The organism is Hymenobacter segetis, from assembly GCF_054776495.1.
Genome location: NZ_BAAHBV010000001.1, coordinates 520,052 through 532,363 on the forward strand (window position 1 = coordinate 520,052; position 12,312 = coordinate 532,363).

Here is a 12,312-nt window from a genome sequence, read left to right on the forward strand (position 1 = left end):
GAAAAGGGGAGGGCGCGGACTGCCAAAAGGACCCGCACGGAAGATTACCCGGCAAAATTGGCTCAAACTGTGCAAACCCAGCCGTTGTTGGTTAATTTTGCAGGCCCAAAGAACGGCGCGGGGCGGGCGTTTTACGTAAAGCTCCCTCGTTCTGCTTTGGTTTCCTCACTTCACCTCCCGAACCCCGACGCCCCATGGCCATCATGATAACCGACGAGTGCATCAACTGTGGTGCCTGCGAGCCGGAATGCCCCAACAATGCTATTTACGAAGGCGGCGCGCAGTGGCGCTGGGCCGATGGCACCACGCTGAAAGAAGTAACCGCCGCCGATGGCACCGTAGTGTCGGGTACCGCCCCGCAAACGCCGGTTTCGGACGAGTATTACTACATCGTATCGGATAAATGCACCGAGTGTGTAGGCTTCCACGAAGAGCCGCAGTGCGCCGCCGTGTGCCCCGTAGATTGCTGCGTGGACGACCCCGACTACCGCGAAACCCGCGAACGTCTCCTCGAAAAGAAAGATTGGCTGCACATTGCTGCCTAACCTGTTCGCCAGCAATTTTTGCTCAAAAAGAAAGGCCGGTTCCTATACAGGAACCGGCCTTTCTTTTTGAATTCATGGCTCAGGTGCCGCAGTTAAAGTATTTATCGTAAGCCGATTCGGGAATCAGGTTGAGCCGGCTCATGAGTTTGATGGGGCCGCGCAGCAGCTGGAGCAGCGCATAGTTGTTGGGGTAGTCGTGGAAGGTTTTGGGCGGGGCGGCCACAATGGCATCGAACTCGGCCCTCGTCAGCCCCAGGCGCTTGATGCAGAGCTGGATAACGGCTTCGTCCTCAATGGAATTGATGTGGGAAATGCGTTCCAGGGCATATTCCCGGCTCATCTGGCCCGAGCGTATTAGCGCCGAATAATTGAACAGCCGCCGGTCGATGTTAAACTTGACGCGGTTGAGGTAGTAAATCAGACTCTGGTAAAGGTCATCGGAATAATGCGCGCCGGGGCTTTTCCAAGCCAACTCGCGCACCAGCAGCTCATCGACCTCGGTGCGCACATAATCAAGGTGATAGAGTAGCGTCACAGTTTTAATACGCCGCACAAAAGCGTAGTAAAACATCTCCTTGATGCCCAGATTGAAGCCCGGGTCTGCAGGCTGCCAGCGCCGTAGCGGCACCGTGCCGAACTGCTTGTGCACAGCCCGCAGGTAGCGGCCATCCAGAAAATTCCAACTCAGCGGAGCAATGCCCTCGGTGCGAAACGACTGGCCGATAATCAGGTGCCGAATACCTTCCTTGGCCGCCACGCCATACAAGGCGGTGGCAATGCCCAGGTCGGTGCCTTCCTCCATATCGGGCACGGAGGCTTTCAAAAAGGCAATTTTCAGGTCTTTCGACTCCCGCCAGTCCGAGGTAATGGTGCGCAGCTCCACGCCCAGGCGCTGGCAGGTGCGCACCATGTTTTCGCCGGCCACAGGATTGCCGAAGCCGTCGTTGAAATGCACCGCCAGCGGGCGCAGCTTGAGCTGGGTGACGCAGTACCATAGCGTGTAGGTGCTGTCGCGGCCGCCGCTCACGCCCACCACGCAATCATAGCGGCGCTTGCGGCCGGCTTGGCGCATCTCTTCGGCTTGGCGTCGCACGGTTTCGCGGCCGGCTTCGCCAAGTGGGAAAGCCGTTTCCATGCGGTCATGCACTTCGCAAAAAGAGCAGGTGCCTTCCGAATCAAAAGTGATGCCCGGCGCAGTGGTATCCATCACACACCGGGCGCATCGCTGATAGTCAGCCGCTGAATCCGTTGTGGCAAGGAGGTCCTGGGAGCGTAATTGTGTTAGCAATGGAGGTGGAAATAAGGGGGCTGTATAGAGAAATATGGGTGTACAGCAAAGACGAATTGTGAGGCACTTCGGGTGGGTGGTAGTTAAACGGAAAGCAAGGATTTCGGTAGGAAATAATAATTCTGAAGCAGGTGTTTAAGGCAACTGGTCGAAGCGGTAGCCTTTGCGCTGGAGCATGAGGCCGATATCGGTGCCGCGCTCCGGGCGGTGGGGACGGGCCAAGTCGGCCACCACCAGCTGGCCGGCAAACTCATTGAACGCCCCCTGCGCACGCACGCCGTGGGCATCAACGGCCAGGGAGCAGCCCACGCTTTTCTTGCCCTCATACGGCCCGCCCACGATGTAACCAACGGACGTTACACTGACCACCACTACGTTGTAAAGCTGGGCAAGGATGGAAAACGGCTTCACCCATTTCTCCTGATAGGGGTCGTGCTCCTCGGTGATGGAGTAATCCACGGTCCATGAGGCCGGCGCGATGATGAATTCGGCGCCCATCCGGGCCAGGGTGTGGCCAATGGGCAGCCCGTCGAGGTAGTTGTCGGCGCAGATATTCACCCCGATTTTGCCCAGTGGCGTGTCCACCACGTTCAGCGTCTGGCCCACGGCGTAGTACGGCTGCTCAACATCCAAGAGGTTTATCTTGTGATACTTCACGATGATGTTGCCTTGAGGGTCGATGAGAATAGCGGCGTTGAAGTTGCGGCCATCGGCGGCGCGCTCAGTGAGGCCGGCGCACACGTAAATCTTGTGGAGGGCCGCCGCTTCGCACAGCATATTGCTATACATGCCGGGAATGGGTTGGGCCTCGTAGAGGGCGCTGGGGTGCGTCCAGGCAAAATCCAGGGTTTCCGGCAGGAGCACCAACTCACAATTTTGGGCGGCGGCTTCGGCAATCTGCTCCACGGCCCGAGCTAGGTTGCGGGCGGGCTCGCCGCCCTCTACCAGCAGTTGCCCCAGGCCAATGCGCAGGGTGCCAATCGGGGCCGGCACTTCGGGCAAAGCCGGAACCGGAGGCACAGGTTTGCGAAAAGAAAAGAGCGAAGCCATGAATTATTGCTAAAAACCACACTGAATCATTCGGAAGGTACAAAGAGCAGATTAAACTTTAAGCCCTGAGTACTGTCGGCAACTTTCAAAATGATAAGCTTTTATTGGGCTTGGGGCAATATGATTTTGGATAATAAAAATATTAAAAATTTAACATGTCATTGAAATTCAGTGCAAATGGACGGAGATTGAATGGTTTTTGGCAAGGATGGCTGGCGGGCGTTAAAAGCATTGCCAGTGGGGTGACAACGGAGAACTTTCTGTGGATTTGGTGAAGTCGTCTGGTAGTAGGACAGGGTAATAAGTTGGGTTGGGCCTAATTGCTTATTCTGCCGCAGTTCTAATGCCTATTTTTGTTGCTTCTGCTACTTGCACAACTCCCCATGTCCCTCGCCACCACCTATTCGCCTACCGACGTTGAAGCCAAATGGTACCAACGCTGGCAGGAGCAGGGCTTTTTCAAAGCCAAACCCAACCCCAAGAAGAAGCCTTATACCGTAGTAATCCCGCCGCCAAACGTGACGGGCGTGCTCCACATGGGGCATATGCTCAACAATACGATTCAGGACGTGCTGGTGCGCCGAGCCCGCATGCAGGGCAAGGAAGCCTGCTGGGTGCCCGGTACCGACCACGCCAGCATCGCCACCGAGGCCAAAGTAGTAGCCTTGCTGAAAGAGCAGGGCATCAATAAAACCGACCTCACCCGCGAGCAATTCCTCAGCCACGCCTTCGAGTGGAAGGACAAGTACGGCGGCATTATTCTGGAGCAGCTCAAGCAGCTCGGTGCCTCGTGCGACTGGGACCGCACGCGCTTCACGATGGAGCCGGATTTGACCGATGCCGTGCTCCGCGTATTTGTGGACCTGTATAACAAAGGCCTGATTTACCGTGGCGTGCGCATGGTGAACTGGGACCCCGAAGGCCGCACCGCCATTTCCGACGAGGAGGTGATTGCCAAGGATGTGCAGGCCAAAATGTACTACCTCAAATACGCCGTGGTAGGGCAGGAGGACCAGTTTCTGACCGTGGCTACGTCGCGCCCCGAAACCATCATGGCCGACGTGGCCGTGGCCGTGAACCCGAATGACCCGCGCTATGCCCACCTGGCTGGCCAGAAAGTGCGCATCCCCCTGCTGGGCCGCGAAATCCCGGTGATTTTCGACGAGTACGTGTCGATGGATTTCGGTACGGGTGCGCTGAAAGTGACGCCCGCCCACGACCTGAACGACTACGAGCTGGGCGTGAAGCACAACCTGCCCGTTATCGACATTCTGGCCGACAACGGCACGCTGAACGAGAAGGCCGTGCTCTACGTGGGCCAGGACCGTTTCGCGGCCCGCAAGCAGATTGCCAAGGACTTGCAGGAAGCCGGCTTGCTCGAAAAAATCGAGGAGTACGCCAGCATCGTGCAGACCTCGGAGCGCACCAAGGCCGTGATTGAGCCCAAGCTCAGTCTGCAGTGGTTCATGAAAATGGAGCAGATGGCCAAGCCCGCGCTCGACGTGGTGGAAAACGACACCGTGAAGCTGCACCCGCCCAAGTTCAAGAACATGTACCGCGCCTGGATGGAGAATGTGCGCGACTGGTGTATATCGCGCCAGCTCTGGTGGGGCCAGCAGATTCCGGCCTATTACCTGCCCGATGGCACGTTCGTGGTAGCCCTCACCGCCGAGGATGCCTTGCAGCAAGCCATTGCCCAAAGCGGCAAGGCCGACCTGCAACTGAGTGACCTGCGTCAGGACGAGGACGTGCTCGATACATGGTTCTCCTCGTGGCTGTGGCCGATTTCGGTATTCGACGGCTTCAAAGACCCCGACAACGCCGACATCAACTATTTCTACCCCACCAACGACTTGGTGACGGGTCCGGACATCCTCTTCTTCTGGGTGGCCCGCATGATAATGGCCGGCATTGAATACCGCCAGGAAGTGCCGTTCAAAAACGTGTACCTCACCGGTATTGTGCGCGACGCGCAGGGCCGCAAGATGAGCAAGCAACTCGGCAACTCGCCCGACCCGCTCGACCTCATTGCCCAGTACGGCGCCGATGGCGTGCGAACCGGCATGTTGTTCTCGGCTCCCGCTGGCAACGACCTGCTCTACGATGTGAAGCTGGTGGAGCAGGGCCGCAACTTCAGCAACAAGCTCTGGAACGCCTTCCGCCTCGTAAAAGGCTGGGAAGCCGATGCGTCGCTGCCCTTCGTGAATGAAAAGGCCGTGACGTGGTTTAATGCCAAGCTGCAAGCCGCCATTGTCGAGATGGACGACCATTTCGAGAAGTTCCGCATGTCGGATGCGCTGATGACCATCTACAAGCTGGTGTGGGACGATTTCTGCGCCCAGTACCTAGAAATGGTGAAGCCCGTCTACCAGCATCCCATCGATGCCGAGAGCCTGCGCCACACCACCGCCTACCTCGAAACGCTGCTCAAGCTGCTACACCCCTTCATGCCCTTCATTACCGAAGAGCTGTGGCACGAGCTGGCCGAGCGTGGCCCCCGCGACTACGTGACCGTGGCCCCCTGGCCCCGCGCCACCGCCCCCGCCAATACCGCCGAAACGCTGGCCAACATGGACAAGGCCCTAGCCATCGTAGCCGGCATCCGCACCGTGCGCAACCAGAAAAACCTCGGCCCCAACAAGCCGCTGACGCTGGTAGCTAAAACCGACGAGCCGCAACTCGTGACCGACTACGAAGGCATCATCCGCAAGCTGGGCAGCATTTCGGAGGTGAGCTTCGCCGATGCCGGCCCCGCCGCCTCGGTAAGCTTCGTGCTGGGCGGCAGCGAGTTCTTCATCCCCCTCGAAGGTCACATCGACATGGCCGCCGAGCGCACCCGCCTCGAAAAAGAGCTGGAATATGCCCAGGGCTTCCGCGACTCGGTGCAGAAGAAACTCGGCAACGAGAAATTCGCCCAGAACGCCAAGCCCGAAGTGCTGGAAAAGGAGCGTCAGAAACTGGCCGATGCGGAGGCTAAAATCGCCGCGCTGGAACAGGCATTGAAAGGATTGTAAACGCAATTCTATTTAATGCAAAAAGCCGCTTCCTAATTCCAGGAAGCGGCTTTTTGATTTTCAGGTGCAGCAGTGGTCAAGGCTACTGCGGAATGCCGCCCGGTTGCTTTTTCTGCAAGGGCGCGAGTTGGTTCTGAAGCTGGAACGTGACCTTTTGGCAATCAGCAAAGCGCTGCTCCGAAAGTTTCAGTGCCTTTTCAGTGGCATCGAGTTGTTGGTATAAATAGCCAATGAGGCCCAGCGCTAGCACCAGCGCCCCGAGGAAAACAATATTTTTCATAAATGGATAAAAAACTGTCATCCTGAGCGTAGCGAAGGACCTTATCACGTCAAAAAGTTCTAGCGCGATAAGGTCCTTCGCTACGCTCAGGATGACAAAATAGGGTTGCTTAAATCGCCGTGTTCGGGTCGAACTGCTCCAGATAATCGGCCACTTTGCGCACGAACATGCCACCGAGCGAGCCATCCACAACGCGGTGGTCGTAGCTGTGGCTCAGGAACATGAACTGACGGATGCCGATAAGGTCGCCCTGTGGCGTTTCAATCACGGCAGGCTTCTTCTTGATGGCCCCCACGGCCATGATAGCCACCTGCGGCTGCATGATGATAGGCGTGCCCATCACGTTGCCGAACGAGCCCACGTTGCTCAGCGTGTAAGTGCCGCCTTCCAGGTCCTCGGGCTTCAGCTTGTTGATACGGGCGCGGTTGGCCAGGTCGTTCAGCTTTTTGCTCAGGCCGTTGAGGTTGAGCTGGTCGGCGTTGTGAATGACGGGCACGATGAGGTTGCCGCTGGGCAGGGCCACGGCCACGCCGATGTTAATGTCGCGCTTCTTGATGATGTAGTCGCCATCAATCGACACGTTAATCAGCGGGAAATCCTGGATGGCGCGGGCCACGGCCTGGATGAAGATGGGCGTAAAGGTGAGGTTTTCGCCCTCGCGCTTCTTGTAGGCATCCTTGTGCTTGTTGCGCCAGTTCACGATGTTGGTCACATCGGCCTCCACGAAGCTGGTGACGTGGGGCGAAATGCGCTTCGAGTCCACCATGCGCTGCGCAATCATCTTGCGCATCCGGTCCATCTCAATCAGCTCCTGGCCGCCGCTCACGCTGGGCACGGGCTTGACGCTGGCAGCTGGGGCCGGAGTGGGCGCAGCAGGAGCGGGGGCTGCCGGTACAGCTTGCGGTTGCGGAGTAGCCGCTGGAGCCTGCACCGAAGCCGTAGCCGCGGCCACCGCCGTCAGCGAGGGCTTGCCGGCGGCCACGTAATCGAGGATATCCTTCTTGGTGACGCGGTTTTCCTTGCCGGTGCCGGGCAGGTACTCCAGGTCCGTCATGCTCACGCCTTCTTCGCGGGCGATGCTGAGGACCAGTGGCGAAAGGAAGCGGCCGGGCTGGTGCTCAGCCCCGGCAACCGCGTGAACGGGCTGCGGAGCCTGCGGCTCGGGCAGGTAGGGCACGGCGCTGCCGTTGCTGGAAGGCGCGGGGGCGGCTTGTGGGGCGGCCGGGGCACTGGCCGGAGCCGCAGCGCCAGCGGCGGCCGCATCGGTTTCCATGATGGCGATGGGCGCGCCCACGGCCACCACTTGGCCTTCCTGCACCAGAATTTCCGTCAGCACGCCGGCGTAGATGGCCGGTACTTCGGTGTCAACTTTATCGGTGGCTACTTCCAGCACTGATTCATCCTGCTCAATGGTGTCGCCAACTTGCTTGAGCCATTTCAGGACGGTGCCTTCCATGATGCTTTCGCCCATCTTGGGCATCGTCATTTCCACTCGTGCCATATTATAGGAGGGGGATTTGGGGAATTAAGGGTGGGGTGGGAGTTTGGTGGGGCAAAGGTAGCCAGAAAGCCGAACGCCCCCGGCTCATTGAGCGGCGGGGGCGTTTTTTTGAATAAATCCAGCCGTCGGGCGGCCGGGAGCTAGCGTTTCGGGACCCGCAAAGGGAGCGGGAGAAGCAAAACGCCCCTGGCGCACGGGGCGGCGGGGGCGTTTTGTGTTCTTTGCAAAAATAGCGACTGGCAACGAACAGCCAGCAGCTTAGCGAATGATAAACCGGAAGGTGTAAAAGCCCGTGGCGCGTCCCGGTGCGCCGTTGATAGCAACGAAGCGGGCTGTTTCCAACGCCATGCGGCACAGGGCTTCCTGCCGGGCCGATACCGTGCTGCTCACCGTGACGACGGAATCCAGGGTGCCGGCCGCATTGACCACCAGCTTGAAGCGGGCCTCCCCCGATTTCTTATCTAAGGCCGCAACCCGCGGCACTGCTTCGAAACGCCAGCCCGTTTTGTCCAGTTCGCTGGCGGCAGGGCGGCTGCCCAGCATCGGGGGCGCACCCGATAAAGCCGATTTTGGTTCTTGGTCCAGTGCCGCCTGCGCGTGGGCATTCGGCGCGAAGCAGTAGATGCAAAGACCTAAAAGAAGAACATTTTTCATCGGGGAAAAAAGGGGCGGTTGGTGGTCCGGAGGCGCTAGCCGTTGTCGCTGCATGCCCCTACCGCCCCCCGTGCATCGCCGCCACGATATCCGAGGCTTGCCCCACGGGCCGGTCGTCCTTCATGAGCTGCACGTAGTACTCGAAGGAGCCGCTGAGGCCGGTTTCGGTGTCGATGTAGGGCGAGCGGGAATCGAAGGCCAGCATGTGGCCCCACTCCTTAGCGCCGGCGGCGCGGCGGAACACCTGCACGCCGTCCTGGCCGTTTTTGCTCCATTTCAGGACCAGGCCCTCGGCCGAGTCGCGGATTTCGAGGCTGGGCCGCAGGGTGGCGAAGTCGGTTTCGCCGGGGGTGACGAGCCACTGGCAGTCCTTGCCGATGGCCTCCGTGTAGCCGGGAGCGGTTTTGGCGCGGGCCACCTCGGCGCGGGTTTGCGTTTCGTAGGTGCGGATGGCTTTGTCGCGGGCCGCCACTTTGGCAGCGGAGGTGGCCAGGGCATCGGCGGCGTCGGTGGTGGCTTGCAGCACGGCGGCATCGGCGGCGGCGCGGGCGTTCACCTCCTCCGGCGTAAGGCCAAGGGCCTTGGCGTAGTCGGGGCGCTTGCGGGTTTGCAGGCCCACCCAGTCGGTGAACTTCGGTAGCGTGTTGGGAAAGAAATCAGCCATGGGTAAAAAAGAGATTGTGGGTTAGGTAAGGCACAATAGTAACTGAATTTTAGCGGATTCCGGGTGCTGCCATTCCCCGGTTCCTCCGCGCCGGGGCCGGGACGAAACCTGCCAGGGCCGGGCGCTATCCGGCCGGGGCGGGATTTAATCCGGTCGGGGCCGGATAGCGCCCGGCCGGGGCCGGATTTAATCCAGTCGAGGCCCACTGCTACCCGGTCGGGACCGGATTTAATCCGGTCTGGGCTGACAACCATCCGGCTTCGGCCGGGGCAAATCCGGTCGGGGCCGGGCCGGCTTCTGGGGCTACTGCGGCACCTCCATCGCCTTGAAATGCTTGGGGCGTAGCCGCCGTCGAACGTAGGACGGCAGGGGCCAGCCCTGCTCGTACTGCCGCACTACGCCGCCTTCCCGCTCCTGGCTGTAGCGGAAATATTGCCGGGTGCCCAGCGCCGTAGGCACCGCGCCCAGCAGGCCCAGCAGCACCCACGCGCCCGTTTGTCCGTGCATCAGCTCGAAGCCCGTGCCTGTGAGGCCAGCCATGCCGTAGCCGGAATCGCGCAGGCCCTTGAAGCGGCGCTCCCGAAACAAATTGTGCACGGCATAGGCCGTATCGCGGGGCGGCGGGGCCGCCGCCTGGCCCACCGCACGGCGCAACGGGCCAAAAGAGAGAACGAATAGCAGGCAAGCCGGGAGAAGCCGTGGACGCATAAAGCAACGAAAAAGGGCCGAAACTCTCCGTAAGAGTTCCGGCCCGGGGGCAGGGTTGCAAGGCGACCGCAGCCCGGCGGCGGCCGCCTATTTCTCCACCGTGATTTCGGGAATGCCCTCCTCGTTCAAATCGCCGCCCGTGGCCGCCGCATCGGCCCGAAACGTGGTGAAACAGATTTTACTGTTCTTCGCAAAGCGGCTTTCCGGGTCGTTGATGATGACGACGTGCTCGAAGGTGCCAAACTCCTTGCCCTCGTACATCAGGGTTTTCTTGATGCCCATACCGGGCTTGTTCAGCACATCCACGTAGGTGGCGCGGCCCACGCCCTTCGGCCCCGGCTTGGCGTAGAGCACCAGGGTTTCGATGTTGCCGTTGCATTCGTCGGCGCAGGAGGTGAGGGCGGTGCTGGCCAGCGCCGAAAAAATCAGGGATTTAAAAAGGCGATGCATACAAGTCGAGGTAAAAGGTCAAGCCCCGGCGGAGCGGCATTCGTTGGAGCGAGTGTCGCCCCGCCGGGGCTTTGGATACAGATGAGGCGGTGAGTTACCACCGGCATGTCGCCCTACTGGGTACGACTCTGCTGGGGCTGAAAATTACGAGACTAAATCGTCGAGAAATCGAACGACTGCTCCAGAAACGCCGTGGTAAAATTACCCGCCTTGAAATCCTCGTTATCCATCAGCGCCAAGTGGAAGGGGATGGTCGTTTTCACGCCTTCCACCACAAACTCGCTCAGGGCGCGCTTCATTTTCACGATGCACTCCTCCCGGGTCTGGGCCACGGTGATGAGCTTGGCAATCATCGAATCGTAGTTGGGCGGAATCTGGTAGCCGGCATACACGTGCGTATCCACGCGCACACCGTGGCCGCCGGGGATGTGCAGCGTGGTAATGCGGCCCGGCGCGGGGCGGAACCCGTTGCGCGGGTCCTCGGCGTTGATGCGGCATTCCATAGCGTGCATCTTCGGGAAATAGTTTTTGCCCGAAATCGGGATGCCCGCCGCCACCTTGATTTGCTCCTTAATCAGGTCGTAGTTGATGATTTCCTCCGTCACCGGGTGTTCCACCTGGATGCGGGTGTTCATCTCCATGAAGTAGAAATCCCGGTTGGCATCCACCAAGAACTCAATCGTGCCCACGCCCTCGTAGCCAATGGCCGAAGCGCCCGCAATGGCCGCCTTGCCCATTTTCTCGCGCAGCGCGTCCGTCATAAACGGCGAAGGCGCTTCTTCCACCAGCTTCTGGTGGCGGCGCTGGATGCTGCAATCGCGCTCCGACAAGTGGCAGACGTGCCCGAACTGGTCGCCCACAATCTGCACCTCAATGTGGCGCGGCTCCACCACGTACTTCTCCAGGTACATGCCGTCGTTGCCAAACGCGGCCTTCGATTCCGTGCGCGCATCGTCCCAGGCTTTCTGGAATTCGTCGTCGGAATGAATGATGCGCATGCCGCGCCCGCCGCCGCCAGCCGTAGCCTTGATGATGACGGGGTACTTAATCTTGTTGGCGATTTTCTTGCCCTGCTCCACCGATTCGAGCAGGCCCTGCGAGCCCGGCACCACCGGCACGCCGGCCTTAATCATGGTCGCCTTGGCTGTAGCCTTGTCGCCCATCTGGTTAATCATCTCGGGCGAGGCCCCGATGAACTTGATGCCATTCTCGGCGCAGATGCGCGAGAATTCCGCGTTTTCCGACAGGAAACCGTAGCCGGGGTGAATGGCGTCGGCGTTGGTAATCTCACAAGCCGCAATCAGGTTGGGCATGCTCAGGTAGCTGTCTTTCGAGGCCGGCGGGCCGATGCACACGGCCTCATCGGCAAACTTCACGTGCAAGCTTTCCCGGTCGGCGGTCGAGTACACGGCCACCGTTTTGATGCCCATTTCCTTGCAGGTGCGGATAATGCGCAGGGCAATTTCGCCCCGGTTGGCGATGAGTATTTTCTTGAACATTTGGGTGGGAGCGTCAGGGTTAAAACATGTCATCCTGAGCGGAGCGAAGGACCTCATCACGTTTGAACGACTCGTTCCGACTTGATAAGGTCCTTCGCTCCGCTCAGGATGACAAAGGAAAAAAAACTACTCAATCAAAAACAAGGGCTGGTCGTACTCTACCGGAGTGGCGTTGTCCACCAGCGCCTTCACGATGCGGCCGCTTTCTTCGGCTTCAATCTCGTTGAACAACTTCATCGCCTCGATGATGCAGATAACCTGTCCTTTTTCCACCATGTCGCCTACCTGCACGAAGGCCGGCGCTTCCGGACCGCTGCTGCGGTAGAAGGTGCCAATCATGGGGGCCTTCAGGGGCTTGTAGTTGCCAGCGGGTGCTTCCGAAGCTGCTGTCGGGGCGGCGGGTGCGGCTACTGGTGCGGGGGCTGCGGCTACGGGAGCGGGCGCGTGAGCTACCGGGGCTGCCATCGTCGTTACGTGCTTGGTATTGGGGTCGCGCTGTACCGAGATTTTAAATTCTTCGGTTTCAATGTTGACCTTATTCAAGCCCGATTTGGCGATAAAATCGAGCAGTTCCTGGAGTTCTTTGGCTTTCATTGCAGCGTCCTTTTTGGGCGGGTTTGACATGTTCAATCAGCGGCTGGTTGCGCGCTATCAGCTAT

The 12,312-nt window shown here is 59.5% G+C and carries 12 protein-coding genes; 2 read left to right on the plus strand and 10 right to left on the minus strand.

From position 1 onward, the window contains the following. The first annotated feature begins 194 nt into the window (after nt 1-194). A complete protein-coding gene (locus tag ACYU70_RS02280; RefSeq protein WP_342300786.1) occupies nt 195-545 on the plus strand; it encodes a 4Fe-4S dicluster domain-containing protein in 351 nt (116 codons plus the stop codon). 79 nt (nt 546-624) lie between these two features. Here ACYU70_RS02280 and ACYU70_RS02285 read toward each other — a convergent pair whose 3' ends face one another. Together ACYU70_RS02285 and ACYU70_RS02290 are read right to left on the minus strand one after the other, a co-directional pair. Then, nucleotides 625-1,833, minus strand: a complete 1,209-nt coding sequence (locus tag ACYU70_RS02285; protein ID WP_342300784.1) for an N-acetyl sugar amidotransferase — start codon at nt 1,831-1,833, stop codon at nt 625-627. Between the two features lie 135 nt (nt 1,834-1,968). Beyond that, on the minus strand, nt 1,969-2,853 hold the full coding sequence (locus tag ACYU70_RS02290) for a carbon-nitrogen hydrolase family protein (protein ID WP_460615876.1): 885 nt from the start codon (nt 2,851-2,853) through the stop codon (nt 1,969-1,971). Between the two features lie 413 nt (nt 2,854-3,266). Between ACYU70_RS02290 and ACYU70_RS02295 the strand changes: the two genes are divergently transcribed. After that, complete coding sequence (locus ACYU70_RS02295) at nt 3,267-5,897, plus strand: valine--tRNA ligase (protein ID WP_342301611.1); 2,631 nt, start codon at nt 3,267-3,269, stop codon at nt 5,895-5,897. A gap of 82 nt (nt 5,898-5,979) precedes the next feature. Here the strand turns inward: ACYU70_RS02295 and ACYU70_RS02300 are convergent, their stop codons facing one another. The 8 genes from ACYU70_RS02300 to accB all read right to left on the minus strand — a co-directional run bounded on the left by ACYU70_RS02300 (nt 5,980) and on the right by accB (nt 12,247). After that, on the minus strand, nt 5,980-6,177 hold the full coding sequence (locus tag ACYU70_RS02300; RefSeq protein WP_198068127.1) for a hypothetical protein: 198 nt from the start codon (nt 6,175-6,177) through the stop codon (nt 5,980-5,982). A 109-nt stretch (nt 6,178-6,286) separates the two neighbouring features. Then, nucleotides 6,287-7,678 carry a dihydrolipoamide acetyltransferase family protein gene (locus tag ACYU70_RS02305; RefSeq protein ID WP_342301609.1) on the minus strand — a complete coding sequence of 464 codons (1,392 nt, stop codon included), beginning with the start codon at nt 7,676-7,678 and terminating at the stop codon, nt 6,287-6,289. Between the two features lie 258 nt (nt 7,679-7,936). Continuing rightward, a complete protein-coding gene (locus ACYU70_RS02310; RefSeq protein WP_342301608.1) occupies nt 7,937-8,332 on the minus strand; it encodes a hypothetical protein in 396 nt (131 codons plus the stop codon). A 58-nt stretch (nt 8,333-8,390) separates the two neighbouring features. Beyond that, entirely contained in the window at nt 8,391-8,996 is a 606-nt protein-coding gene (locus tag ACYU70_RS02315; protein WP_342301606.1) for a hypothetical protein, read from the minus strand. A 303-nt stretch (nt 8,997-9,299) separates the two neighbouring features. Continuing rightward, nucleotides 9,300-9,704, minus strand: coding sequence for a hypothetical protein (locus ACYU70_RS02320; protein WP_342301604.1), 405 nt, complete (start codon nt 9,702-9,704; stop codon nt 9,300-9,302). Between the two features lie 87 nt (nt 9,705-9,791). Further along, the gene (locus ACYU70_RS02325) at nt 9,792-10,154 is read right to left on the minus strand and encodes a hypothetical protein (RefSeq protein WP_342301603.1); all 363 of its coding nucleotides are present in this window, start codon (nt 10,152-10,154) and stop codon (nt 9,792-9,794) included. Nucleotides 10,155-10,306: 152 nt separating this feature from the next. Continuing rightward, a complete protein-coding gene (gene accC / locus ACYU70_RS02330) occupies nt 10,307-11,653 on the minus strand; it encodes an acetyl-CoA carboxylase biotin carboxylase subunit (protein ID WP_342301602.1) in 1,347 nt (448 codons plus the stop codon). Nucleotides 11,654-11,779: 126 nt separating this feature from the next. Then, complete coding sequence (gene accB / locus ACYU70_RS02335) at nt 11,780-12,247, minus strand: acetyl-CoA carboxylase biotin carboxyl carrier protein (protein WP_342301601.1); 468 nt, start codon at nt 12,245-12,247, stop codon at nt 11,780-11,782. Nucleotides 12,248-12,312: the final 65 nt, after the last annotated feature.